The 25,579-nt window shown below is 60.9% G+C and carries 20 protein-coding genes and 1 pseudogene; 13 read left to right on the top strand and 8 right to left on the bottom strand.

The window, feature by feature from the left end:
- Nucleotides 1–13: 13 nt before the first annotated feature.
- The 9 genes from A5483_RS08280 to metG all read left to right on the top strand — a co-directional run bounded on the left by A5483_RS08280 (nt 14) and on the right by metG (nt 11,511).
- Nucleotides 14–1,420: a hemolysin family protein gene (locus A5483_RS08280; protein ID WP_063811520.1), complete on the top strand. Its 1,407-nt coding sequence runs from the start codon at nt 14–16 to the stop codon at nt 1,418–1,420.
- Entirely contained in the window at nt 1,417–2,655 is a 1,239-nt protein-coding gene (locus A5483_RS08275; protein WP_003866481.1) for an aminoglycoside phosphotransferase family protein, read from the top strand. Before A5483_RS08280 ends, A5483_RS08275 begins: the two co-directional genes overlap by 4 nt.
- A 185-nt stretch (nt 2,656–2,840) precedes the next feature.
- Nucleotides 2,841–3,959 (top strand): BMP family lipoprotein, encoded by a 1,119-nt coding sequence (locus A5483_RS08270; protein WP_002549927.1) that lies wholly within the window; start codon nt 2,841–2,843, stop codon nt 3,957–3,959.
- A gap of 137 nt (nt 3,960–4,096) precedes the next feature.
- Nucleotides 4,097–5,686: an ABC transporter ATP-binding protein gene (locus A5483_RS08265; protein WP_003866502.1), complete on the top strand. Its 1,590-nt coding sequence runs from the start codon at nt 4,097–4,099 to the stop codon at nt 5,684–5,686.
- Nucleotides 5,683–6,954, top strand: a complete 1,272-nt coding sequence (locus A5483_RS08260) for an ABC transporter permease (RefSeq protein WP_002549905.1) — start codon at nt 5,683–5,685, stop codon at nt 6,952–6,954. The genes A5483_RS08265 and A5483_RS08260 overlap by 4 nt, the downstream gene beginning before the upstream one ends.
- Entirely contained in the window at nt 6,951–8,309 is a 1,359-nt protein-coding gene (locus tag A5483_RS08255) for an ABC transporter permease (RefSeq protein WP_002549866.1), read from the top strand. The genes A5483_RS08260 and A5483_RS08255 overlap by 4 nt, the downstream gene beginning before the upstream one ends.
- 1 nt (nt 8,310) lies before the next feature.
- Nucleotides 8,311–8,724 carry a cytidine deaminase gene (locus A5483_RS08250; protein WP_002549942.1) on the top strand — a complete coding sequence of 138 codons (414 nt, stop codon included), beginning with the start codon at nt 8,311–8,313 and terminating at the stop codon, nt 8,722–8,724.
- Nucleotides 8,721–9,620, top strand: a complete 900-nt coding sequence (locus tag A5483_RS08245; RefSeq protein WP_063811519.1) for an RNase H family protein — start codon at nt 8,721–8,723, stop codon at nt 9,618–9,620. The genes A5483_RS08250 and A5483_RS08245 overlap by 4 nt, the downstream gene beginning before the upstream one ends.
- An 85-nt stretch (nt 9,621–9,705) precedes the next feature.
- Nucleotides 9,706–11,511, top strand: a complete 1,806-nt coding sequence (metG, locus tag A5483_RS08240; RefSeq protein ID WP_193790466.1) for a methionine--tRNA ligase — start codon at nt 9,706–9,708, stop codon at nt 11,509–11,511.
- A 1-nt stretch (nt 11,512) separates the two neighbouring features.
- On the opposite strand, the gene A5483_RS08235 is transcribed toward metG, so the two are convergent.
- The 3 genes from A5483_RS08235 to A5483_RS08225 form a co-directional block, all read right to left on the bottom strand.
- Nucleotides 11,513–12,145 carry a 3'-5' exonuclease gene (locus A5483_RS08235; RefSeq protein ID WP_002549870.1) on the bottom strand — a complete coding sequence of 211 codons (633 nt, stop codon included), beginning with the start codon at nt 12,143–12,145 and terminating at the stop codon, nt 11,513–11,515.
- 218 nt (nt 12,146–12,363) lie between these two features.
- A complete protein-coding gene (locus A5483_RS08230; protein WP_002549936.1) occupies nt 12,364–14,016 on the bottom strand; it encodes an MFS transporter in 1,653 nt (550 codons plus the stop codon).
- Nucleotides 14,017–14,096: 80 nt separating this feature from the next.
- The gene (locus A5483_RS08225) at nt 14,097–14,678 is read right to left on the bottom strand and encodes a uridine kinase family protein (protein ID WP_002549896.1); all 582 of its coding nucleotides are present in this window, start codon (nt 14,676–14,678) and stop codon (nt 14,097–14,099) included.
- A 159-nt stretch (nt 14,679–14,837) separates the two neighbouring features.
- Here A5483_RS08225 and A5483_RS08220 point away from each other — a divergent pair, with 159 nt between their 5' ends.
- The gene (locus tag A5483_RS08220; protein ID WP_063811518.1) at nt 14,838–16,508 is read left to right on the top strand and encodes a class I adenylate-forming enzyme family protein; all 1,671 of its coding nucleotides are present in this window, start codon (nt 14,838–14,840) and stop codon (nt 16,506–16,508) included.
- A gap of 50 nt (nt 16,509–16,558) precedes the next feature.
- Here the strand turns inward: A5483_RS08220 and A5483_RS08215 are convergent, their stop codons facing one another.
- Nucleotides 16,559–18,235: a phospho-sugar mutase gene (locus A5483_RS08215; protein WP_063811517.1), complete on the bottom strand. Its 1,677-nt coding sequence runs from the start codon at nt 18,233–18,235 to the stop codon at nt 16,559–16,561.
- A gap of 26 nt (nt 18,236–18,261) precedes the next feature.
- Nucleotides 18,262–19,074 carry a purine-nucleoside phosphorylase gene (locus tag A5483_RS08210; RefSeq protein ID WP_063811516.1) on the bottom strand — a complete coding sequence of 271 codons (813 nt, stop codon included), beginning with the start codon at nt 19,072–19,074 and terminating at the stop codon, nt 18,262–18,264.
- Between the two features lie 189 nt (nt 19,075–19,263).
- Between A5483_RS08210 and A5483_RS08205 the strand changes: the two genes are divergently transcribed.
- On the top strand, nt 19,264–20,643 hold the full coding sequence (locus A5483_RS08205; protein ID WP_063811515.1) for an NAD(P)H-quinone dehydrogenase: 1,380 nt from the start codon (nt 19,264–19,266) through the stop codon (nt 20,641–20,643).
- 41 nt (nt 20,644–20,684) lie between these two features.
- Here A5483_RS08205 and A5483_RS08200 read toward each other — a convergent pair whose 3' ends face one another.
- A complete protein-coding gene (locus tag A5483_RS08200; protein WP_193790465.1) occupies nt 20,685–21,407 on the bottom strand; it encodes a hypothetical protein in 723 nt (240 codons plus the stop codon).
- 56 nt (nt 21,408–21,463) lie between these two features.
- Nucleotides 21,464–23,233, bottom strand: a complete 1,770-nt coding sequence (locus A5483_RS08195) for an acetyl/propionyl/methylcrotonyl-CoA carboxylase subunit alpha (RefSeq protein ID WP_003866443.1) — start codon at nt 23,231–23,233, stop codon at nt 21,464–21,466.
- Nucleotides 23,234–23,504: 271 nt separating this feature from the next.
- On the opposite strand from A5483_RS08195, the gene A5483_RS08190 reads away from it, so the two are divergent.
- Together A5483_RS08190 and A5483_RS08185 are read left to right on the top strand one after the other, a co-directional pair.
- Entirely contained in the window at nt 23,505–23,996 is a 492-nt protein-coding gene (locus A5483_RS08190) for an NUDIX hydrolase (protein ID WP_411675048.1), read from the top strand.
- Nucleotides 23,993–24,991 (top strand): magnesium transporter CorA family protein, encoded by a 999-nt coding sequence (locus A5483_RS08185; RefSeq protein ID WP_063811512.1) that lies wholly within the window; start codon nt 23,993–23,995, stop codon nt 24,989–24,991. Before A5483_RS08190 ends, A5483_RS08185 begins: the two co-directional genes overlap by 4 nt.
- Nucleotides 24,992–25,074: 83 nt before the next feature.
- Here the strand turns inward: A5483_RS08185 and A5483_RS08180 are convergent.
- Nucleotides 25,075–25,579, bottom strand: a pseudogene (locus A5483_RS08180) (thioester domain-containing protein); the annotation flags it as partial.

The raw sequence follows: 25,579 nt of genomic DNA, 5'->3' as shown, positions 1-25,579 counted from the left end.
ATGGTGAAGGGTCGTGGCTGAGGTCTTTGAGGACGCTGCCCTCATTCTCCTATTCATCCTCGTAGGCGGAGTGTTTTCGGCTGCCGAGATGGCGCTGGTGAGCCTCCGCGATTCCCAAGTCACGCAATTGGCGGCGACCCGCGGATCTCGCGGTCGTTCCATTCAAAAGCTGCAATCAAACCCCAACCGCTTCCTGTCTGCGGTGCAAATCGGCGTTACCTTGTCAGGCTTCCTCGCTTCGGCGTTTGGTGGTGCGACGCTGGCTAGCCAGCTTGCGCCAATATTCGCGTCCTGGGGAATGTCGGTGCCAGTAGCTGCAACGGTTGCTCTGGTAACTATCACGATCATTATTTCTTACTTTTCCATCGTGTTAGGTGAGCTTGTAGCTAAGCGTTTGGCCATGCAGCGTGCCGAGGGATTTTCCCTGGCGCTTGGCCCGATGGTGAACGGCGTCGCTACCCTGTTCCGGCCCATCATTTGGTTTCTGGGGGTTTCGACGGACCTTGTCGTTAAAGTTCTTGGCGGCGATCCCGCCGCGGCTCGTGAAGAGGTGACCGACGAGGAGATCCGTTCCATGGTCGTCTCCTCAGCGACCCTGGGGGACGAGGAGCGCACTATCCTTGATGAGGTCTTCGCCGTGGGAGAAAAATCTTTACGTGAGGTGATGGTTCCGCGCACCGAGGTCGACTTCCTGCAAGGATCAATGAAGGCTGTTCAAGCTGCTCAGGTGGTTCGCGATGGGTCCCATTCTCGGTATCCGGTGATCGACGGATCGGCAGATCGGGTGCTTGGATTCGTTCACGTTCGAGATTTGCTCGAACTCGACCCTCAGATTCGTGCCAGTCGGGTATCTCAACTGGTACGTACCGTCGTTTCACTACCCGACACCGTCAAGGTACTCAAGGCGCTGACCGAGATGCGTCGCGCTAACGCCCACTTGGCGATCGTGCTTGACGAGTATGGCGGTACGGCTGGCATCGCTACCTTGGAAGATCTCGTCGAGGAGATCGTTGGCGACATTACCGATGAGTACGACACCATTGAGCCCTCTGACCTAGCTCACGTCAGACAGCGCGACATTGATGGCCTAACCACGCTCGAGGAATTTTCCGACAAGGTTGGCCTAGTACTGCCCGAAGGGCCTTACGACACTGTCGCGGGGTATTTCATGGCTCAGACCGGTGAAGTGCCGACTAAGGGTGCTCAGGTCGACGTTCACCTTGATCCGGTCGGATACGTGGCTGACGAGGACGACAAGGATGTTGAGCCTGATCCCAATATTGAGCTGACGGTTACTGAGGTTGATGGTCTGCGTGCAGCCTGGCTGAGGATTCGTCGCTTGGATGCGCCTGGCGCACCAATGGTACCGGCGGGGGCATCGGCAGCCCCGCGCCCCGAGCGGGAGGCGGCAAGCGCGTGAGGCGACCCGCGTGGCTCGGCGGTCCTGGAAAAGATGCCGACGGGGCGGTCTTGCTTACCGGCCCGGGAGCCGGTGAGTTGTTGAAAACAGCCGTCGAGCACGCTGGTGGAGATCTCATCGACTGGCACCTCGATCACGTTGACACGAACCCTGGTCAATCCACGACGGCGACCTATCAGGCTTGGGTGCAGTGGCCTGCGGGAAAGCGACAGGAGCTGTTCGGCATGAGCGCCCGAGCGAGTGGCCCAGTAGTGACTGATTCACGCGCTGACATTTACGTTGACGGATCCCGAGAGGTTGCCGTCTGGCGTTATCCCGACGACCCCGATTTGCCGGGACTCTCGCGCGCGGCATACCCAGAACACATGGCGGCCATCATCTCTGACCTGGATCTGGTCGGTGCTCGGGTGAGCGCCCAGCAGATCAATCTGCGCATGATCGGATACCGGCCGCGACGTCGCGCGGTGCTGTGCGTCGAGGTCAGCAATCGGCGCTTTTATGTCAAGGTGTTGCGTGATGGTATCTTCCAGGCGACGCTGGCACGCCACGACTTGCTGACTCGCGCGTCGGTGCCGAGCCCCACGGTGGCCGGCGTCACCGAGGACAACCTACTTTTTCTTACCGAATTGCCGGGATGCCCACTTAGCAAGGCCCTATTTGAGCTAGGAACCCCGTGCACCGCTGAGAGCCTTGTTGACCTGCTCGACCAGTTACCCCCGCAGGTGTGTGATCTCCCGCGCCGGTCACCGTGGAGTGAATCGGTCGACCACTACTGCCGTATGGTCGCAGCTGCCCTGCCTGACCAGAGCGAGCGATTAGAAAGGATGGCCCAGACCATCGCCCAAGGACTGGCGGATGTGCCGGCGGGGAACGAACCCACCCATGGTGATTTTCACGAGGGTCAGATCCACGTATGGAATGGCCAAGTGTGCGGAATCCTTGACGTCGACACCATCGGGCCGGGGCGCCGGGCCGATGATCTCGCTTGTCTCGTCGCCCATTTGTCTACGGTGCAGCGGATGAATGCGTTTCAGGCCGATCGCATGCGGCAGATTTTGACGGCGTGGGTTCCGGTCTTCGACTCGCGGGTAGATCCGATTGAGTTGAGGCTGCGCTCTGCGGCGGTCGCGATTTCGTTGGCTACCGGGCCCTATCGCAGCCAAGAGGACAATTGGCAGGCTGAAACCTTATCGACCGTTGATGCGGCTGAGGCTCTGATCGATCAGGTGGTCTGACACCCAGGTCGCCCCCCTGAATTGCCGGTGCCACCGAAGCAAGGTGGCATGTTCCCCTAGGGCCAGCTTGACCGTTAAAATGTCGATTCCACCACGAAGGGGTTACAGTTTTATGGCCCGACCGGCGAAAGCTGCCACACGGGCTTCCCCATCGTTGGATCGTCGTCTGCTCCAGGAGGCAGTCCGTGAAGAACCTACACCTCGCTATCCCCGCCGTTTTTGCCGTCGCAGCCTTGTCACTGTCGGCCTGTGCGCAGCCTCCGAGCGCGTCCACGGGCTCGGAGGCGAGCTCCACCACCTCTGCTGGGGGGAAGGGCAACTCGAATTCCGGTGAGTTCAAGGCCTGTATGGTCTCTGACTCCGCTGGCTTCAACGACAAATCCTTCAACGAGACTTCTCTCCAGGGTCTCAATAGGGCTGCTAACGACCTTGGTGTGAAGACCGCCAAAGTCGAGTCGAAGGACGATAAGGACTACGCCACCAATTTGCAGTCCATGGTGGATGCCAAGTGCTCGATCATCGTCTCCGTTGGGGTCTTGCTCGACAAGCCCACCGTCGCCGCTGCGAAAGCAAACCCGAACGTCCGGTTCGCCATCGTTGACGACAATCCGGCGAATCCTCCTGAAAACCTCAAGCCGATGGTCTTCAACACTGCTCAGTCTTCTTTTGAGGCCGGCTATCTTGCGGCCGCCCTGACCAAGACCGGCAAGGTTGCCACCTTCGGGGGCATGAAGATCCCAACCGTCACCATCTTCATGGATGGTTTCGCCCAGGGAGTTGACTACTACAACAAGCAGAAGAATAAGTCGGTTCAGGTCATCGGCTGGGATGCCAAAAAGCAGGACGGCCAGTTCGTCCCGCAGCCCAACCCGTTCCAGAACGTCTCCGGTGGTAAGGCAACTGCTCAAGCACTGCTTAACCAGGGTGCCGACATCATCTTGCCGGTGGCGGGCAATGCCGGAAACGGTGCGTTGCAGGTTGTGAAGTCTTCGGGTGGAAAGGCTAACGCTATCTGGGTTGACGGTGATGGCTGCAAGACCCAGCCCGCCTATTGCCCCAACATCATTACTTCGGTGTTTAAGGGCATGGATGTTGCCGTCTTCGATGCGGTTAAAGCCGCCAAGGATGGCAAGTTCGACAGCAAGCCATACGTCGGCTCCCTAGAGGACGATGGCACCGGTCTGTCCCCGTTCCACGAGTTCGACTCCAAGGTTCCCGCCGACGTCAAGAACGAGCTGAAGACGATTACTGACGACATCAGTTCCGGCAAGATCAAGATCACCTCAAAGGCCCAGCCGAAGTGAGTCTGAGCGCGAATTCGGTTCGCCCAGCCGCTGTGCGGCCAACCACGTGAGCCGACGACGCGCCGATCTCCGGTGTGGAGGTCGGCGCGTCGTCGGCGCACACGACATCAGGGACCAGACGTGGAAGGATCTGCCCCGTGACCACCAACACCACCGTTGCCCCACCCGGTGACAATGCACCCCTCAAAGATGGGCTGAGCCTGCGCGGCGTCACGAAGAGATTCGGGACTCTGACGGCCAACGACCACATCGACCTCGACATCGTTCCCGGCCGAATTCACTGCTTGCTTGGCGAAAACGGTGCCGGCAAGTCGACCCTCATGAACATTCTGTACGGCTTGCTGCCTTCTGACGAAGGGCAGGTCTACATCGACGGAGTGGAGCAACACTTCGAGAATTCCAAGCAGGCCATGATGGCCGGCATTGGAATGGTTCACCAGCACTTCATGCTCGTCAACGTTTTCACGGTAGCTGAAAACATTGCGTTGGGGCGAGAAGAATCGACCGCAGGTGTGCTGTCGATGCGACGAGCCCGCGCAAAAGTGTGCGAACTGTCTGATCGGTACCGTCTCGACGTCAACCCAGATTCGGTCATAGAGAATCTGCCGGTCGGCGTCCAGCAGCGTGTCGAGATCTTGAAGTCCCTGGCTAACGACGCTCGATATCTCATCTTTGACGAGCCCACTGCTGTGCTCACCCCGCAGGAAATCGACGAGCTCATGGCTGTCATGAAAACCCTGCGTGACGAGGGTCGAGCCATCGTTTTCATTACCCACAAGTTGCGTGAGGTTCGCGCGATCGCTGATGACATCACTGTGATCCGACGCGGCCGTATCGTAGGTCAAGCTAGCGCCGACCAGTCTGAGGCCGAACTCGCTGAGATGATGGTGGGGCGAGCCGTCAAGCTTATCGTCGACAAAGACGAGGCTAAGCCGGCTGGCCCTCGCCTGGAAGTCAACGACCTCACCGTGGCTGATGAGCGCGGATCAGTCGTCGTCGATGGCGTGACACTATCCGTCGCAGGTGGTGAGATTCTCGGCCTCGCCGGAGTGCAAGGTAATGGTCAAACAGAGCTCGCCTCCTCCTTGCTTGGGCTCATCAAACCGACGTCGGGAACGATCCGTATTGATGGTAAGGACACTACTGGTGCGGCCCCCGTCAAGGTTATTGAAGCCGGACTCGGATTCGTGCCTGAGGACCGTCAGCGGGACGGTTTTGTTGGCGAGTTCTCCATTGCTGAAAATCTCGTGCTGAATCAGGTTGGTTCCTATTCCAAGCACGGTTACTTGCAGCTCAAGCGGATCGCTGACAATGCGCGTGATCGTGTCGAGGAGTTCGATATTCGTACTCCGTCGGCCTCGCTGCCGGTGTCGTCGCTGTCGGGTGGTAATCAGCAGAAGGTTGTGCTGGCGCGAGAACTCGCACGTCCGTTGAGCGTCCTGGTGGCCTCTCAGCCCACCCGCGGTGTCGACGTCGGTGCTATCGAGTTCCTGCACAAACGGGTGGTTAAGGAACGCGACAACGGCACAGCGGTGCTCATCGTCTCAACTGAACTTGACGAAATTGAGGCGCTATCAGACCGTATTGCGGTGATGTACCGCGGTCGCATCGTGGGCATCGCACCGGCGGGAACTCCCCGCGATGTTCTCGGTCTCATGATGGCCGGATTCAGCTATGACGAGGCGTGTGACAGCGTCGCCAAGGGACACAAGGAGGTCTCGGAATGAGTACCGAATCCCCGAAACCCAGCCCGTCGAACGAGGCCACCTCGTCGACGGCGGCTACCGCGTCCCGGCCCGAGGCTACGTCGCACCGTTCCTTTCCTTGGAATGATCTATGGGTGACAATCGCTGCATTTGTGCTGGCTTTCATCGTCTCGGCGATTGTTATGGTTGCCGCCGATCCTAAGATCAGTAAGGAATGGAGCTACCTCTTCTCTCGTCCCGACGCTTTGAGTGACTCATGGGCTCAGATTTCCTCTGCTTACGCGGCCCTGTGTCAGGGGGCTTTCGGATCCTGGCAGGCTTTCACGGCGACGACAGCCCAGTCGGCCCCCCTTATCTGTGGCGGTCTTGCCATTGGTTTGGGCTTCAAAGCGGGTCTGTTCAACATTGGCGGTCAGGGCCAGGCGATTGCCGGAGCAACATTGGCCGCTTGGGTCGGATTTAATTTCCACGCCTTGCCGTTGCCGGTTCACCTGCTCTTTGCAGTGATTGCCGGATTCATTGGCGGAGCGATCTGGGGTGGCATAGCTGGCGTCCTCAAAGCCCGTGCTGGTGCTAACGAGGTCATCGTGACGATCATGCTCAACTACATTGCTGGTGGTCTGTTGGCCTGGTTGTTGACAACCACGGCCTTCCAAATGCCCGGCCGTACCGATCCGATAGCACCGATCGTCGACTGGAACGCCACCTTCCCGCGGATGGCCGGATCTCAGCTACACCTCGGATTCTTCCTGGCCCTGCTGCTTGCCGTGGCCACCTGGTGGTTGCTTGACCGAACTCCGTTGGGCTTCCAGATTCGTGCGGTCGGCTCCAACCCGAATGCCTCGGCTACCGCTGGTATGAATACCAATTCCATTATTGCTTGGACGATGATTATCTCGGGTGGCTTGGCCGGTATGGCCGGCGTTGAGGTGGCCCTTGGTCCGATCTCCGGTGCCACTCCGACTCAGCTGTCCATCGGCCTGGTTGGGACCATCGGCTTCGATGCGATCACGGTCGCTTTGCTGGGTCGCTCTAGGCCTCTCGGTATTGTTCTTGCTGGCCTATTTTGGGGTGCTATGAACCAGGGCGGTTTGCGTATGCAAGCCATGACTCAAACCTCCCTAGATCTGGTTCGGGTCATTCAGGCGGTGATCGTCATGTTTGTGGCCGCTCCGATGCTGGTTAAGACGATCCTGCCGTTCCTTAAGACGCGCAGGGAAAAGCGCACTAAGAAACGTGACCGTGGGCCGGTCCCGGCTGACACCACTACGAAGGGAGCCCTGGTATGAGCCCGGCATCGCGCTTTCCTCGTCCCACCACCTCAGATATCACCAAGGTCGGTATCGAACTCCCTGCTGAAGCCAGTGAGGCGCTCGACAAGGAATTGGAGTTTGAGCAGGTGGAGTCCCGTGAGGCTCGTACCCATCGACTGTCCACGGGTGTACTCATCGCCATCATGGCAGTGGTGCTGTTTTTCCTGCTGACCAAAACGTCAGGTGAGGCCCACTTTGCTTTTACTGATGCCCTCGCCGGTAAGGAATTGGGCACCTTGAGTGTGTCCGGATTCCCGGTTGTGCTCGTGAGTGCTGTCGCGTGTTTGTTGGCGGCTGGAGCTTTCTTTATGGGGCGCAGCCGTCACACTCTTACGATCACTGCCGGTGTCGTCGCAGGGATCGCTATCATCATCGGCTTCCTGAGCTGGGCTGCTGCCGGACGTGGTTTGCCATTCCAGGTTGCCGGCCAGCTTCAGGGCACCTTGTCGGTGGCAACCCCGCTAGTTCTCGGTGCGCTGTGCGGCGTCATGTGTGAGCGTGCTGGTGTCGTCAACGTCGCTATCGAGGGGCAGATGCTTACCGCAGCTTTTGCAGCAGCCCTCGTCGGATCCATCACAAAGTCGATTTTCGCCGCCATCGTGGTGGCGATAGTCGCTTCCGTGCTGACTGCCGCATTGCTGGCTGTCTTTACCATCAAATATTTCGTCGATCAGGTCGTGATGGGCGTGGTCGTCAACCTTTTCGCATCTGGTTTAACGGGTTTCTTCTACACCCAGTTGCTTTCTCCGGATGCTGAGGAGTACAACACGGCGCCAATCATGGAAGCTGTCGCTATCCCAGGGCTGTCGAAGATTCCGTTTTTCGGTCCGATATTCTTCGATCAGACTGTGCTGGTGTACATCGGATTCCTTTGCATTCCGCTGGTGTGGTTCCTGCTGTGGCGCACTAAGTGGGGGCTGCGGGTCCGGTCTGTTGGTGAGCATCCTGAGGCCGCTGACACTGTGGGTATCTCGGTTGCTGGCGTGCGGTGGTCCGCCGTGCTCGTCGGTGGCATCTTTGCTGGCCTGGGGGGCGCCTACTTTACGATCGGTACCGTCGGGTCGTTTTCGAAGGACATCACGGTGGGTAACGGCTTCATTGCTCTTGCCGCTCTCATTATGGGCCGGTGGCGTCCTGGCTTGGCAGCCGTCATGGCGCTGTTCTTCAGCTTCGTAACCCAGCTGTCCACCGAGCTGTCGACGATTAGCGCGCCGATGCCGTCGCAGTTCTTGCTCATCTTGCCGTACATCGCGACGATCGTCGCCGTGGCCGGCCTGGTTGGCAAGGTGAGGCCGCCAGCAGCCGATGGCACCCCGTATATCAAGGAGTGACGTGGACGTCGACTGGGGCGCGTTGCGCTGTCGAGCTCGCGAACTGACGAAACGGGCATACGTGCCGTACTCCCACTTCCCAGTGGGAGCAGCCGGGCTTGCAGAAGATGGTCGCATCGTCGTCGGATGCAACGTGGAAAACGCTGGTTATGGTGTCACCTTGTGCGCAGAGTGCGGGCTTATCAGTGACCTCGTGGCTGGGGGCGGGGGACACCTCCTCGCCTTCTGCTGCGTGGACGCTATGGGTGAGACGATCATGCCGTGTGGGCGGTGTCGCCAGCTGCTGTGGGAACATGGTGGCCCGACGATGCTCATCGACACCCCAGCGGGGGTGCAAACGATGACCGAGGTGCTACCGCAGGCCTTCGGCGTCGACAACCTTGATCGTGTCGCTAACCAGCAGGAGAAGTCATGATAGTGGCCGCAGCTGACGGGTCCTCCCTCGACAATCCGGGCCCAGCCGGTTGGGCCTGGTATATCGACGACGACACCTGGGCCGCCGGCGGCTGGCCCCGGGGCACGAACAACATGGGGGAGCTCAAGGCCGTTCTTGACGTGTTGCGTGCTACTCGTGACGCCGACGAACCACTGACGATCTTGTGTGATTCTCAGTACGCCATTAACTGCTGCACTAAGTGGATCCCGGGATGGAAGCGTAAAGGATGGCGCAAGCGTGACGGCAAGCCGGTACTGAACCGGGACCTTCTTGAGTCCATTGATGAGGAACTTGACGGCCGTGACGTCACCTTTGAGTGGGTGAAAGGGCACGCTGGCCATGCTATGAACGAGGCCGCTGACCAGCGTGCTCGTGCTGCTGCCACGGCCTTCCGTGACGGCACTCCTGTCGATTATGGGCCGGGGTTTGGCGGGACGGTTCGCGAACTGGAACCGGAGGATGTGCCGAGACCTGATAACAAGGTCGGGCAAGAGCGGTTGTTTGATCTACCTGAGCGTCCTGCCACCCCTGACCAGGAGCTTATCGGCATCCTCACTGATAAGGAGCGCCGCTTCCTGGAGACTGACAAGCTCGCCCACCGCAGCGCTCTGGACGAGCTTCTCGCCCCCGACTTCATCGAGCATGACGGGAACGGCAGATTGTGGACGCGGGGCAGGGCCTTAGCTGACATGCCAGCCCCGGAGGTGAGGGCCAGCATTGAAATTCTCGGGATGGTGAGAATCGGCCCACAGGATGTCCTACTGCGGTGGCGGGCACGGGCAGGATCCCGGGTAAGCCTGCGGGTTTCGCTATGGCACCACGACCCGGATAGGGGTTGGCAGTTGCGATTCCATCAAGTCACCCCGGTTCGTTGAAGGGCTGAGTCTTTGTACCCGGGTCATGAACCGCGATGCCCTCGATTGGCATCGGCTTCACCTGTTTCAACCACTGACATCCTCGATGCCGGCTACCGATAGAGTTAACTTCATGTGTGCCAACGTTCTTGCCGCCGTCGCGTGGCCCTACGCCAATGGGCCTCGACACATCGGCCATGTTTCCGGATTCGGTGTCCCCTCTGACGTCTTTGCCCGGTACATGCGAATGTCGGGTCACCGGGTCCTCATGGTTTCCGGCTCGGACTGTCATGGCACCGCTATTTCAGTCAAGGCTGATCAGGAACGCATGACGGCTCAGGAGTGCGCCGAAAAGTATCACCGCATTATCGCGGCGGACTTGCAGGGGCTTGGGCTGTCCTACGATCTGTACACGTCGACGATGACTGACAACCACGCTCACGTCACTCAGGAGATCTTCACTCGTCTTCACGAAAACGGCTATGTCGTCAAGAAGTCTGAGATGGGGGCCTTCGAACCATCGACTGGACGCACCCTTCCTGACCGCTACATCGAGGGCACCTGTCCGGTGTGTGGATACGATGACGCCCGCGGTGACCAGTGCGACAACTGTGGTCGTCAGCTCGACCCGGCCGACCTTATCGAGCCTAGGTCGAAGACCACGGGGGCCGCTCCCGAGTTCCGCGAGACCGAGCACTTCTTCCTCGACCTTCCTGCCCTGGCCGAGTCGCTGGCGTCGTGGATTGATACTCGCACCGATTGGCGTCCCAATGTCTTGAAGTTTTCGCACAACCTGCTTGAGGAGTTGCGTCCGCGCGCTATTACCCGCGATCTCGACTGGGGCATTCGTGTGCCGGTAGAAGGCTGGCAGGAGAACCCGATGAAGTCGATCTACGTGTGGTTCGACGCTGTCATCGGATACCTGTCTGCCTCGATTGAGTGGGCGCGCCGTATTGGTAAGCCTGATGCTTGGCGTGAGTTCTGGAATGACGAGGATGCCCGCTCGTACTACTTCATGGGCAAGGACAACATTGTGTTCCATTCGGTCATTTGGCCCGGCATCTTGCTGGGTGCAAATGGACGTGGTGATAAGGGCGGTGAGCCCTCCGGAGAACTCGGGATCCTTGATCTTCCTACTGAGATTGTTTCCAGCGAGTTCTTGACGATGAGCGGTTCGAAGGTGTCGAATTCTCGTGGCGCCACTATTTTTGTGGGGGACTTTCTGCATGAGTTCGGTCCCGACGCCTTGCGCTACTTCATCGCGGTTGCCGGTCCGGAGAACCAGGACACTGACTTCACCTGGGAAGAGTTTGTCCGCCGGGTGAACTTTGAGCTGGCCAACGAGTGGGGAAACCTCGTTAACAGGTCGATCTCGATGGCGTTCAAGAATTGTCACGAGATTCCGGCCGTTGGTGAGCTGACGGATGCTGACCGCGAGTTGTTGGATGCCTCCGCCGCTGGATTCGACATCGTCGGTGGGTTGCTTGCCCGCGCAAAATTCAAGGCGGCTATTACTGAAGCAATGAGGATCGTTGGGCTGGCTAATGCCTACATCTCTGCCGAGGAGCCCTGGAAACTCAAGGACAACCCTGAACGCCGTGACACTGTGCTGCATGTGGCTTTGCAGGTCGTCAGTGACGTCAACACCATGCTGACCCCGTTTATGCCTCATTCGGCCCAGAAGATTTATGAGGCCCTTGGTGGCGAGGGGGTGTGGGCGGCCCAGCCTGAGCTCATCGAGACCGACGGGGCACCAATCCTCATGGGGGATTACGCCACCGAGCAGGCGTCATGGGGTCGTCACGACATCGCGGTAGGCACCCCGCTGTCCAAACCTTCGCCGATCTTCCGAAAGCTCGACGCTAAGCTCGCCCAGACCGGTCCGCAATGGGCGCCGGTCAACCCGCAGTAAGTCAGCTCGCCTGCGCCCGTCTCTGTAACGCGCAGACGATGAGGGCGCAGGCTTCGGCGTCGGAGTCGGCTCGGTGGTGATTGAGCTGGTAATCCGGGGCGCAAGCGTGAAGCACGGTGGGGAGTTTGTAGTTGGGTAGTCCTGGGATGAGGCGCTGCGCGGTTCGGTAAGAGCAGAAGAACGGTGAGGGCAGGGTGGTGGTGCCAAAATACTCGTCAAGCTGTCGCCACACCCGGGAGTCGAAGGCGGCGTTGTGGGCGTATACGGTCGCCCCACCGACAAAGTGGGAGACGGCGTCGGCAATGTTGCTCCAGTCGGGGGCGTCTGCGACGTCGGCTGCCGAGATGCCGTGCAGATATGTGAACTCAAAGGAGTCCCACCCCTTGGGTGGACGGATTAAGGTGTTCAACCTGTCGATGATCTGTCCGTCAAGCACCTTAACCATGGCTAGCTGGCATGCCGACACCCCGCCCATGCGGTTGGCTGTCTCGAAGTCCACCGCGACGAAACCCCGCTCGGCGATCTGCGAGGGCGAGGGGACAAAGAAGGACCGACGCGCAGTCCCCCGGGTTGGCATGAAGCCTGCCGGCGTGGCGTTGCTCGCGCCTCGGCCGGGCCGTTTCTGCAACGTCATTTGTACCTCCGCGTTAACCTTCGTGCTTCCCTGCTGTCGAAAAGCGACTGGCGTCAGGATAGTTCTCACCTGCGACACCGGCGATTGCCTGCACCGGTGTCGGTAAGGTTTCGTCGAAGTGAGGTCGGGCAGTGCAGCTGCCTTTCTCCGGTTGGGGCACGGGCATCGTGGTGATGCCTTGGCATGCCCGTAGCGCGTGCCCGCCAGGACGATGCCCGCTAGCTGACCTGCTTGCGCGCCTGGTGTCTCACCATGATTGCCCCGAGCAGGCCGATTATCAGGAATAGCGACGACAACCCGATCGACCATGCTGCTGCGTGAGCGAAACCGGTCTCGAGGCCACCGATGACGGCGTCGCGGGATTCACCGAGCGGACGAATGAAGGGGCTAGTAGGCGGCGCATTGCGAAGTCCCGGAATGACCGATCCAGCCGAGCTCTGGGTGGCGCGAACGAGCGTGTCTAGGGCCCTGGCCGGTACCCGGCTAGCGGAGGTTACCGCGTCGGGAATGGTGTGGTTCATAGCCGATCCCAGCGCTGACCCGGCGATGGCGGCGCCGAGGGCTGAGCCCAGCTGACGCACCGTTGACTGGGTGGCCGATCCTGCCCCCGACTGGTCGGCGGGAATGTCGTGCAACACCGTTGAGGTCAGCTGGGCCGAGGCCAGGCCGAGCCCGATGCCGTAGACAACGAGGGTGAGAACAGTCAGCCAGGTGGACCCCTGCGCACCAACAACCCAGGCCAGCAGCCCGACGCCGATGACTTCGAGGCTCAGACCTAACACCACAACTCCAGTTGCCCCCATCCGGGCGGCCAGATGGCGGGCTGAAGCGCCGGACAAAAAGGAGCCTAAAGCCATCGCGGCGAGCACAACGCCAGTACGTACCGTCGAGAGACCAAGCGAGTTCACTAGGAACAGCGGCAGGACGAACGTCAGCGAAAACTCGCCGATGGCCACCGTGGCGGCGGTAAGATTACCCCAGGAGAATGTCCCCACCCGAAACAGAGTCAGGTCGAGCAGAGCGTCGCGACCGACCTTGGCGCGGTGATGCTCCCAGACGACGAATAGCCCGATGAAAACCAGGCCGATAGCGATCGCCCACGGCACCGGGGACATCGTCCAATTGACCGGCCATTCCCATCCGAAAACTTTGAAGGTTTGTTTCTTATCCCACCACCCCAAGGTGGTGGCCTCGATGAGCCCAAAGACGAGTAAGCCAAACCCGATGGCTGAGGTGAGCACTCCGCCGACGTCGACGCCCTTTTCAGCAGGTTTACCGCGAGTCTGCGGCACCCATGCGGCAATTCCAACCAGCACCAGCAGGCCCAACGGAAGGTTGACCCAGAAGATCCAGCGCCATGACGCGTACTCGGTCAAGACTCCGCCCAGCAGCGGGCCGAGGGCCGCCATACCACTCATGACGGCGCCCCAGATGCCGAAAGCGGCGGCGCGATCCTTGCCCTGGAAGAGCGAGTTCACTGACGATAGGGTGCACGGCAACACTAGCGCGCCCCCAACACCCTGGACGGCACGCGACGCGATGAGGGAGCCAGGGCCTGACGCCGTCGCAGCCAGTAGGGACCCTGCCACGAAGAGGACCACGCCAGCCGCAAAAGTGGTGCGACGCCCGACCCGGTCGCCCAGGCGCCCGGCCCCGAGCAGAAGTGCAGCAAAGATGACGTTGTAGATGGCGTTGACCCACTGAGCGTCGGTGAGGTTCAGATTGAGGGCCGAGATCATCGTCGGTAGGGCAACACCGACGATTGTGCCATCCAAGATGATGAGGGAGAGCCCTGCGGCGAGGACGGCGAGGGCTTTCCAGCGTCCAGGGAAGGGCTGGGCCGCAGTGGCGGCAGAGGTGGCTTCGGACACGGCATTCCTTTCGACCCTGTCGACATTATGAAACTGATGGTCCATCGACATCGGCCAAAAGGTTGAAAATCCTCTCGCGTTCAGCCCGTCAGGGATGCGACAGCGGCACGTGCCCGCCTCATACTCATGGGCTGAAAGCCCATAACGATGGCTCGTGACCGCAGCGCCGGCTCAGCCCGACATAAGGCGAGACCGCGGCGAACTAGCACAGGTGGGGACTTGCGATGCTGCTGCAGATCCCGGACGAGACGCCGAGCGAAGTTAAACCAGCGAGGTCTGTCCAACCAGATTGGCAGCACGTTGAGGCCTGACCGCAAACATGGCTCCAGCAAGTCGAGGGCGAAAATCCCTTCCGCAACGACAGCCGCTGCATCCCCAACCTCGACGATGTGGGTGCCGTCGGCCCGGGATTGTGAGATGTCGTAGTGGGGGGCGACGGTGTGCCCTGCGGTGGCGAGTTCCTTGAGGGCCTCGACGGCGAGCGGAAGATTCCACGAGGCGACGTCGTCCCAATCGACCATATCGCGCACCACGGGGAGCCCAGCTTCATTGTGATCACGGTAGAAATCGTCGAGTCGTAGCTCAGGTAAATCCGCCATATGGGTCAAATGGGACTTCCCCGAGCCGGAGGGGCCAGCCAACAGGATGATCGTGCACGCCACGACTGTCGAGTCTATCGGGAAGGCAGCAGAAAACGCGCCACCATGGCGAGTGGGTTGCGTCGCGCGGCTCAGCGTATGTTGTCCGCCACCACGCTGAGAAGCAGACCGTAACCGGCGTACCGTGGGGAATACGTCTGATGTTGACTGAGAGGTTTTTCCATGGGTTTTGATCCACAGCCGCTGCGCGCATACGTTGAACACGATTTCACTTACGTGGCAGGGCTGGAGCGCAACGTGCACCGATTCAGCGACTCGCTTGCCATGATCGACCCGGCAACTGATCGCACTTGGACTTATCGTGAGCTGGCCGCCGACGTGGAGCGCTTCGCAGTTGTGCTCGCCGAGCATGGGGTTGGGCCGGGGGACACGTTCGCTTTCGAGCTGTTCAATACTGCGCAGTTCGCTATCTGCTACCTGGCTGCCCACCGTCTGGGGGCGGTGGGAACTGTTCTCAACTGTCGGCTCGCCCCTGGCGAGTTGGCCTGCGCCCTGCGCGACGCCCGCCCGAAGGTACTCATTTACGACGCCGAGGTGACGTCACGGGTGATACCTGCCATCAAGGAAGTCGATCGCGAGGCCGAGACCCCGACGCCCTTTCTTATTCAGGTGGCTCCGGCCGGCACCTCACCGGATTTGCCCGACGGCGCCGTCGACTTTGATACCGCCTTGTCTGAGGCCGGTGGAAGGGCCCCGGAGCGTCCGTCGAATTTCAGCACATACGACGAGGTCATCCGTCTCTACACTTCCGGGACCACCGGCATGCCAAAAGGCGTTCCGCTGCCCTCCTTCGTGGAACTCATGAGCGCACACGACGTCATCATGCACTTCCCGCTCACTCCTCGAGACCGCACTCTCAATATGACTCCGTGGTTTCACCGTGGTGGACTGCATTCCGGGGGACCGAATCCGACGTTCTACGTCGGGGGATCTGTCATTCCGATGCGTGAGTTCGACCCGGATACGGTGCTCGACTGGGTGGGTGAGTACCAGATCACCTTCCTTATTGGCGCTCCAACCGCGCTGGAGAGGCTGGCCCGTGCCCAGCAGACGAATCCACGGGACTTATCGAACCTGCATGGCATCGTCACGATGGGTGCCCCATTGGATGCTCGCTCGGCTGAACGTTACATGGCTGTCCTCACCCCGAACATCTCCAATGGTTACGGTACGACAGAGACCTTCTGGAACACCTTCCTGCGTCCGTTCGACCTTCCCGGAATGGCTGGAACGGCGGGACGTGCTAACACTGATGACGATGTCCGGGTCGTGAAGGTTTTCGATGACCGGGTCGCCGAGCCTGACGAGATAGCTGCGAAGGACGGGACTGAGATCGGTGAGGTTGCTATGCGCAGCCCCAAATGCGGGATGTCGTATTCGGGCGAGGGTGGGGCGCAGGATCCGAAGTTCCACAGTGGATGGTTCTACCCGGGTGATCTCGCCACCTGGGATGAGCACGAGTTCGTCACCATTGTCGGGCGCAAGGACGAGATGATTATTAGCGGTGGAGAGAATGTCTTCCCCACTCAGGTGGAGTCGGTGCTGGAGTCCCATCCTGGCGTCGCGGCGTCCCTCGTCGTCGGAGTGACGGATCAGGAATGGGGTCAGCAGGTTGTCGCGTACGTGGTTCCCGAGGCCGGCGTGGAACTCACTGCTGACGACCTTGACGCTCACTGCCTGGCCAGTGACGACCTGGCCCGGTTCAAGCGGCCGCGTGCTTATTGCTTTGTCGATCAGCTACCGATGACTCCGACGGGCAAGAAGAAGCATGTTCAAGCCACCGGCCAGGCGAACCATGAGACACAGAAGTTCGTGCGTCCCCGCCATCACTGACGAGGACACACCTTCTGCGACGAGCAGATCAACCCCCTAGGCCGGCAAGCTCAGATTCCGAGGGCCTGAGACATCTCCTCACGCAGGGTCGCCATGTCTGCGTCAAGGCGGGCCTTCGTGGCCGCCAGATCTGCCGACGACTCCGCAGGGGTAGCCCGTACCTCGAGGTAACACTTGAGTTTCGGCTCGGTGCCCGAGGGGCGGGTGACGACGTGGATGCGTGGTCCAGTCAATTCGATGGCGTTCTGCTGGGGTAGCCCAGACCCATTGCTGGGATCGTTGAGGTCGCAAACGTCGACGCGATCACCTAGCAGGGTTGTGGGGGGCTGGTTGCGCAGGCGCTCCATGGCCTCGGAGATAATCGACATGTCGGTGACACGCACCGCAAGTTGGGAGGTGCGGTGCAGACCATGGGTGGCCCAGATCTCGTCGAGACGCTCGGCGATGGTGGTGCCGGAGGCCTTGAGCTCACCAACCAGACGCAGGATCGTCGCCAGGGCGGTGATGCCGTCCTTGTCGGGTACGTGGGAGGGATCGCAGCAGTAGCCGATGGCTTCCTCGTAACCGAAGACGAGTCCAGGCACACGGCCGATCCACTTGAACCCGGTCAGGGTCACCTGGTGCTCACGCTTGGCCGCCCTGGCCATTCGTCCCAGACAGGTTGATGAGACTACCGAGTTGGCGTAAACCCCGTCGAGACCGCGACGCAGGGCATCGTCACCAAGAAGAGTCCCTAACTCGTCGCCGGTGAGCATGCGCCAGTCCCCGTCGATGACAGCCGCTACGGCGCAGCGGTCGGCGTCGGGGTCAGAGGCGATGACGACATCGGCGTTATGTGTGCGGGCCTGAGCAACGGCCAGATCGATGGCACCGGGCTCCTCAGGGTTCGGGAACGCCACGGTCGGGAAATCCGGGTCCGGATCGAGCTGCTCAGTCACCCCGATAAATTCGGGCAAGCCAGCCTTCTCAACGAGACGACGTACGACCCGTGTCCCGACCCCGTGCATGGCGGTATAAACCCAGGTGACGTCAGGGCTGGCCGTAGTCAGCTCGGCGGCCCGACAGACGTAGGCGTCGATAAGCTCCTCGCCGATGAACTCGATGTCCTCACCGCGAGCAATCGCACCCACGGGCTCCTTAGACACGACCTCGATTTCGTGGGCGATCTCGGTGTCGGTGGGCGGGACGATCTGGGAACCGTCTCCCAGATAAACCTTGTACCCGTTATCGGCGGGCGGGTTATGGGAGGCCGTCACCATGACGCCGGCGAGCGCCCCATAGTGCTTGATAGCGAAAGCCGTGACGGGGGTCGGGATGGGGGAGTCGGCCAGCAGGGCGTGGAAACCAGCCCCGGCCATGATCTCGGCGGTATCGCGGGCGAAGACCTCGGAGTTGTGCCGGGCATCAAAACCGATGACAACCGACCCGCCGGTGTGGCCATGGGCGCGCAACCAGGCAGCGAAGCCGGCAGCTGCACGCTGAACAACGATGCGGTTCATACGGGAGGGGCCGGGGCCCAGTGCGGCGCGCAGACCAGCGGTGCCGAAGGTCAATGGCCCGGCGAAGGCCGACTCCACCGCTGCGATGGCTTCAGCTTCACCAGACTGGGCGCGGGTGAGCAGATCGGACAGTTCGGTGCGTGTGGCCTCGTCGGGATCTTGGTCGAGCCAGGACTGAACTTCTGCGACGAGTTCGGGGCTAGGCCTTTGGGGGCGGGTGGTGGTCATGGTTCCTCGATGGGGTGTGGAGTGGATCAGATGGCAGCCGTGATATCGGCGAGAAGGCTCGCTAGCCGAGGAGCGGCTTCCTTGCCGGCAGCGATGACCTCGGCGTGGTCAAGCGGGGCATCAGTGACCCCAGCCGCAGGGTTGGTGACCAGGGACAGCCCAAGCAGGTTAAGACCGGCTTCGCGGGCGGCAATGGCCTCAAGCGCAGTCGACATGCCGACGAGATCGGCGCCGATGGCACGAGCCATGCGAACCTCAGCGGGGGTCTCGTACTGGGGGCCACGGAATTGAGCGTAAACGCCGGTCGGGGTGCCAGGAGTGACCCTCTCGACGACCTCCAGCAGACTCGGAGTCCACGCCGTCGACATATCGATGAAAGTAGCGCCGCGCAGTGGCGTGGCCCCAGTGAGGTTGATGTGGTCACGAATGGCGACGACGGTTCCAGGGCCCCACGACGGGTCTAACCCGCCGCACCCGTTCGTGAGGATCATCGTGGTGGCACCCAGCGCGGCGACAGTGCGCACTCCGTGGACTACCGGTTCGACCCCACGGTCCTCGTAAAAATGAGTGCGGCCAGTGAGCACAACGGCAGTTTTCCCGGTGGGCAGGGACACGGCCACGAGGTCGCCGCCGTGTCCGGCAACAACAGGTGCGCAGAATCCGGGCAGCTCACTGAGCGGGATCCTCCCAATAGTCTCGCCCAAGCGATCAACTCCAGCAGACCATCCCGAACCAAGGACGAGGCCCATGTCGACGTTGGTGAGGGGTAGGCGGGAACGAATGGCATCGGCAGCATCGCGGGCGATGGCCTGGGGGTTGGTGAACTCCGGTGACGTCATGGGGTTAACCCTAGAGGTTTTCCCCGTTTGTGGGGGCACGGCCCCCTGGCATGTGCTGCGATTTTCGTCGGCTGGGATAGCCGGCTGGCATTTCAGTGTCGACACGTGTGACGGCTCGGGAGTTTTCTTCACGCGGGAAATTTCTCTCGATGTCGACAGATGAGCCGTCGCGACTGAAAGAATGCCGCCATGACGTCCATGGTGATCATTGGGGCAGGGCCCGGAGGATACGAGGCCGCCAGCGTTGCGGCAGCTGGCGGTGTTGATGTCACTGTCGTTGAGGAAACCGGCATTGGAGGAGCCGCCGTCCTCACCGACTGTGTCCCGTCGAAAACCCTCATCGCTACTGCGGAGGTCACCTCGACGTTGCGCCGCGCAGCTGAACTCGGTCTGCGTCATACCGAGACGTTCGAGGTCGACCTCGACGCCGTCAACTCTCGGGTGCGTCGCCTTGCTCAAGCCCAATCTGACGACATTGGTCGCGGGCTAGAGCGTAGTGGGGTGCGGTTGATCAGCGGGCGGGCGCGACTGGCGACGGGTGCTCCTGGTCACCTGCATCGTGTTGTCATCAATGACGACGAGACGATCGACACCGACATCGTGCTGCTGGCTACCGGGACTACCCCGCGCGAGCTGCCCGCGGCTCGCTGTGATGGGGAGCGCATCCTCACTTGGAAACAGGTGTACTCGATGCGGGAGGTTCCCGAGCACCTCATCGTGGTGGGGTCTGGTGTCACCGGCGCTGAGTTCGCTTCGGCCTACGATTCGTTGGGGTGCCGAGTGACGCTGGTGTCTTCACGTGATCAAGTTCTCCCTGGTGAGGACCCCGACGCGGCCCAGGTCCTGCAACAAGTCTTCGAGTCTCGCGGCATGGAGATCTTGTCGCGTTCCCGTGCAGTGTCCGCGATTCGCGACGGGCACGGAGTCGTCGTCGGGCTGGAGGACGGCCGGAACGTACGTGGGTCCCACGTCCTTATGGCCGTCGGATCGACCCCCAACAGTGCCGATCTCGGTTTGGAAGAGGTCGGCGTGGCTGTCGGTCCGCGGGGCCACATCATCGTCGATAAGGTCTCGCGCACCAACATCCCGGGTATCTATGCTGCCGGAGACTGCACCGGTGTCTTCGCCTTGGCGTCGGTCGCAGCGATGCAGGGACGCATCGCGGTGTGGCACGCCTTAGGCCAGGCGCTCCAACCGCTGGACCTGTCCTTGGTGTGTTCCAACGTCTTTACCTCTCCCGAGATTGCCACAGTTGGTGTGACGCAAACTGACGTCGATTCCGGAAAGGTCCAGGCAAGGTCCACCCGACTAGACTTGGCGACTAATCCGCGCGCCAAAATGCAGGGGCTTCATGACGGTTTTGTCAAGCTTTTCTGTCGTCCAGCGACCGGAAACATCATCGGCGGTGTGGTCGTCGCGCCGCGGGCTAGCGAGCTCGTCCATCCTATTTCGGTAGCGGTAGCCGAACGCATACCCGTCGACGCCTTCCAGCACGACTTCACCGTCTACCCGTCCCTATCGGGGTCGGTTTCGGAGGCAGCGCGCCGGTTGCAGACCTTCGTCGCGTGAATTTACCCACAGACTCGAGGAGTCGCGAGCATCCGCGTGGATCAGAAATCGTCGAAGAGGGCAGAGAATAAGCCCAGCCCGACTAGGCCGAGGCCGCCAGCAGCTAGCCCGCTGATGACGGGGTCAGACTCGTAACGGCGGTAGTATCCCTGTACCCACGGGGCATAGTCGGGGCCCGCCTGCCAGTACGGCAGCTGGGCGCCATTGACGTTGACGGTACGGATCCACGGGGAACGACCCTGTTGAATGCGCTGGGCGTCGGCGGCGCATGCGGGAACTTTGCGTGCCACCCCGCCGTCGGGTGAGTACATGACGTCAGTTGTCGACGGGCCGTGAGCCGGATCAAAGAAACACGGTGGACGTACCTCAGGAATTGGCTCGCCGTTAGCGCGAGCTTGCACGCAGGCGATGGCGTGACGACCCTCCTCGAGGGTTTCTGTCACGAGCGGGATCGAGCCGGTGCCCTTGTCTTGGGCCATCAGTGCCTTGGCGCGATCGTAGCAATCAAGGGCCATGTTCCAGTCTTTGCGACCGTCAGCCGATATGTCCTTGCCAATCATGTCCATGTCGAGGTCTCGTAAGGCCTCGCCGAAGGTGGTGACGTCTTCTTCGGTTTCCTGCCGCATCTGGGAGACCTTGGCCTCAATGGCCTTCGCGCGCTGAGCCTCTAACTCGCGGGACTGACGCTGGGCACGCATAAGTGATGTTGTCGTCGCTACGAGCCCCACAAGGAAGAGGAGGAATAGCAGGAGGTCACCGGACATGATGACCAGAATGCCGCCTCGAAGCGACACTCACAAGCAAAACCATGTTCTGCCCCTCACTCATCAACAATTTCACAGATGACCTCACCCGACGAGACCGTCGAGCCGACTGTGGCGTTGAGATTGCGAACAACGCCACTCCGATGGGCTGCGATGGGCTGCTCCATCTTCATGGCCTCCATGACGACGATCTGGTCGCCTTCGTTGATCGCCTCTCCCTCCACAACGTTGACCTTGACGATTGTTCCTTGCATCGGGCAAGCCACCGAATTGCCGGTCGCCGCGGCGCGACGGCCGGCGCGACTGCGACGAGTGGGGCGGCGAGACTTGGTGCTAGGGACCTGACGAGCGCCGTGTAAGGAGGCGGGGATACGCACCTCAACTCGTTTACCGTTGACTTCGACGACGACCTCGCGAGGGGGTTCGGAATCGTCAGCCTCGCCCAGGGAGCCGGTGTATGGCGCGATCTTGTTGTCGAACTCAGTCTCGATCCAGTCGGTAAAGACGCCGAAGTGGCCGTCGGCGGCAGTGAATGCCGGGTTGTGAACCACCGCTTGGTGGAAGGGAATGACTGTCGGCATGCCGTCGATGACGATTTCGTCAAGGGCGCGGGCGGCTCGGGCCAGGGCTTGCTCACGGCTATCACCAGTGACGATGAGTTTGCCGATGAGGGAGTCGAAGGCGCCTGGCACCGTCATGCCTGAGTGGTAGCCCTCATCCATGCGGACGCCAGGGCCGTGCGGCGGCTGCCAGGCGGTAAGGGTTCCGGGGGCTGGCATGAAGCCCATCCCGGGGTCCTCAGCATTGATACGGAACTCAAAGGAATGACCGCGCAGTTGCGGGTCCTTGGGCTCCAAGTGACCGCCTTGGGCGACATGGAACATCATCTGCACCAGGTCGACCCCAGCCACTTCTTCGGAAACAGGGTGCTCTACCTGCAGCCGGGTATTGACCTCCAAGAAGCTGATCGTTCCGTCCAGGCCGACGAGGAACTCGCAGGTCGCGGCGCCGACATACCCAGCATCCTTGAGAATGGCGCGGGAGGACTCGTAGAGACGAGTCAGTTGCTCATCACTTAGGAAAGGTGCCGGAGCTTCCTCGACGAGCTTCTGGTGACGACGTTGCAGGGAACAGTCGCGGGTGGAGATGATCTGTACGGTGCCGTACTGGTCGGCCATGCACTGGGTTTCGACGTGACGCGGCTTGTCCAGGTAGCGCTCAACGAAGCATTCCCCACGCCCGAACGCGGTGACGGCTTCACGGACGGCTGACTCATACAGGTGGGCTACGTCATCCATCGAGTAGGCGACTTTGAGACCGCGTCCACCGCCGCCGAAGGCCGCCTTAATGGCAAGGGGCAAGCCATGTGCCTGCGCGAACTCTATGACTTCTTCGGGGCCCTCGACCGGATCAGCGGTGCCCGGAACGAGTGGCGCGCCAACTTTCTGGGCAATATGACGGGCCTGCACCTTGTCGCCTAGGACACGGATGGCATGTGGGGGTGGGCCGATCCACAGGATTCCAGCGTCAATGACGGCCTGGGCGAAGTCGGCGTTTTCGGAGAGGAACCCGTAACCAGGATGGATGGCGTCAACCTCAGCGCGGCGGGCAACGTCGAGGATCTTGTCGACGTCGAGGTATGTCTGGGCAGGGGTGACGCCGTTGAGAGCGTAGGCCTCATCGGCGAGTTTGACGAACAACCCCTCAGAGTCAGAGTCCGCGTAGACGGCCACGCTCGTGATGCCGATGTCTTTGGCGGCACGGATGACGCGCACTGCGATCTCGCCACGGTTTGCGACGAGTACCCGCTTGATGGTCCTATCCACGGTTCCTCCGATCGGCTTGTGGGAACGAGACGCCCTCATGGTGAGTCTAGGGGGTCGGCGGATGCCGCACGGTCAGTGTCCACCTCTTCGCGTCTTCGCCAACTTGTAGCTAGGTCGATGTGGGCGTCCTGAGAGGTTCCCGTGGTTGTAGGGGTGCCGAAGTTTTGCTGGTCAACTGTGCGATCTGGCTTCGCGGAGCGGCCGTGGTGGATTATCGAGGGCGACACGCGAGGCCGCTAGCCTGGCCGTCATGGCGACACCACAGTTTATCTTGGACTTGAGACGCCACATTGGTCATGCGCCGCTGTGGTTGGCTGGCAGTAGTGCTGTCGTGGTGCGTGACGGTCCTCGGGGGCCTCAGGTGCTGTTGGTGCAGCGGGCCGATGACGGGGAATGGACTCCAGTCTGCGGAATCATAGAGCCGGGGGAGAGGCCTGATGAGGCAATCCTTCGGGAAATTCACGAAGAGACCGGGATAGTGGCAGAGGTTGTGCAACTAGTTAGGGTCAACGTCACTGCCCCCGTCACGTATCCCAATGGGGATCGCTGCCAGTTCCTCGACCACGACTTCTTGTGTCGATGGGTGAGCGGGGAGCCCATCGTTGGTGACGATGAGTCCAGCCACACCGGGTTCTTCGGCATCGACCAGTTGCCCCCGATGGCACCGCGTCACCGTCGGTGTATCGAGATCGCGCTCAATCCTGCCGACACCGTCATCATGAGTTCGGACATAGCGACCCCAGCCCTCCAGGAGACCCGATGAGCCTTTCTCAACTTTCCTCCCGCGTGTGGCAATGCGGCAAGGTCGTCGCAGAGTCGGTGCCCCTGGAAACCCTGAACGGGGAACTCTCCGACGCTAAGACGCTTAGCTGGTATGACCTCACCGCCCCTGACCGCGAGGACATCGACATTCTGGCCGATGAACTCAACCTGGACTTCCACACTGTTGAGGACGCTGAGGCCCCCGGTGAACGCCCCAAGGTCACCCGTTACCCTGACCATCTCTTCCTCACGATCTACGCCGCGACCATTGGCCAGACCAATGACCCCAACAGCCGCTTGATTATCTCGCGGGTCTCGGTGTGGGTGTTCGAGCACGGCGTCGTCAGCGTCCACCACGATGACCTCCCAGAGATCAAGGAGGTTTTCAACCGCCTTGACTCCAATACTGACTTGGTGTCGCAAGGCCCGATGGGCATCGTCCACGCCATCCTCGACGTCCTGGTCGACGGCCACTTCAGCACCGTCCAGCACTTCGACGACGTTGTCGAGCAGGTGGAGGACCAGTTGTTTGACGACACGATCGACCTTCAGCAGGTGCAGACCCGGGTGTATCGGTTGCGTAAGGAGCTGGTGCAGTTCCGTCGGGTGGTGCTGCCGATGCGTGAGATAGCCTCAACGATCAGCCGCCCGAGTCGGGAAGCAGTAGCAGTGCCCCGGGTGTTGGAGCCCTATTTCAACGACCTCTACGATCATTCCATGAGGGTGGCCGAGTGGTCCGACTCCTTGCGCGACCTTGTTGCGACAATCTTCGAGACGAGCTTGTCTATCCAGGACGCCAAGCTCAACACCGTCATGAAGAAGCTGGCCGGCTGGGCAGCAATCATTGCTGTGCCAACCCTTATTACCGGCTGGTTTGGTCAGAACGTGCCTTTTCTGGGGGATGGACGACCGTTGGGGCTGTGGATCTCTACGGTGCTGGTCGTCACGTCGAGTGTTCTCCTGTATTTGGTGTTCCGTAGAGAGGACTGGATATAAGCAGCGGGGGCGTCCACCTGTGATGGTGGGCGCCCCCGCCGTGTTTACGGATTGATGGCCATCATGGGGCCATCACCGTGGGATCACATACCCGTGCGAGGCATGTGCCTTGGGTGGGTCGGGCCGACCGGGACCACTGGTGCGGTGACCATGGTGGTTTCGGCGTGTTCGCCGCACTTGCCCTGGGCGAGCACCTTGCCGTTGTTGTCGGTAAGGGTTTCTACCCAGTAGTAAGTGCCGGCCTCCTCAACGGTCACCTTCGCAGAGGCGATGTCGATGGGCTGGGTGTAGTTGCCGGCCGGAACCGCGACGGGCTTGGTTGTGACGACCATGTCACCACACGTGTTCGGTAGTAGTCCTTTGTGAGACAGCTTGAACGTGATGTGGGCGCCTTTGGGGACCGTGCCGGTGATGTGAGCGGTGTCGCCGAAGGGCTTGCCCACCTCAGCGGTCCGGTCGGCGGTGGTGGTCACTTTCACATGATCCAACGGTGTTGGGGTCGGTGTTGGAGTGGGTGTTGGGGTCGGTGTTGGGGTCGGTGTTGGGGTCGGTGTTGGAGTGGGTGTTGGGGTCGGTGTTGGAGTGGGT

It is taken from the genome of Cutibacterium namnetense (assembly GCF_001642025.1).
GTDB classification, from domain to species: Bacteria; Actinomycetota; Actinomycetes; order Propionibacteriales; family Propionibacteriaceae; genus Cutibacterium; species Cutibacterium namnetense.
Note: the sequence above shows the minus strand (reverse complement) of the source record. Positions and strands in the feature narration are given on the sequence as shown.

Bases quoted from the DNA above. Each gene is read 5' to 3' on its own strand.
- A5483_RS08260 (WP_002549905.1), top strand. From the start codon at position 5,683: ATGAGTACCGAATCCCCGAAACCCAGCCCGTCGAACGAGGCCACCTCG.
- A5483_RS08255 (WP_002549866.1), top strand. From the start codon at position 6,951: ATGAGCCCGGCATCGCGCTTTCCTCGTCCCACCACCTCAGATATCACC.
- A5483_RS08245 (WP_063811519.1), top strand. From the start codon at position 8,721: ATGATAGTGGCCGCAGCTGACGGGTCCTCCCTCGACAATCCGGGCCCA.
- metG (WP_193790466.1), top strand. From the start codon at position 9,706: ATGCCGGCTACCGATAGAGTTAACTTCATGTGTGCCAACGTTCTTGCC.
- A5483_RS08235 (WP_002549870.1), bottom strand. From the start codon at position 12,145: ATGACGTTGCAGAAACGGCCCGGCCGAGGCGCGAGCAACGCCACGCCG.
- A5483_RS08220 (WP_063811518.1), top strand. From the start codon at position 14,838: ATGGGTTTTGATCCACAGCCGCTGCGCGCATACGTTGAACACGATTTC.
- A5483_RS08215 (WP_063811517.1), bottom strand. From the start codon at position 18,235: ATGACCACCACCCGCCCCCAAAGGCCTAGCCCCGAACTCGTCGCAGAA.
- A5483_RS08210 (WP_063811516.1), bottom strand. From the start codon at position 19,074: ATGACGTCACCGGAGTTCACCAACCCCCAGGCCATCGCCCGCGATGCT.
- A5483_RS08205 (WP_063811515.1), top strand. From the start codon at position 19,264: ATGACGTCCATGGTGATCATTGGGGCAGGGCCCGGAGGATACGAGGCC.
- A5483_RS08200 (WP_193790465.1), bottom strand. From the start codon at position 21,407: ATGTCCGGTGACCTCCTGCTATTCCTCCTCTTCCTTGTGGGGCTCGTA.
- A5483_RS08185 (WP_063811512.1), top strand. From the start codon at position 23,993: ATGAGCCTTTCTCAACTTTCCTCCCGCGTGTGGCAATGCGGCAAGGTC.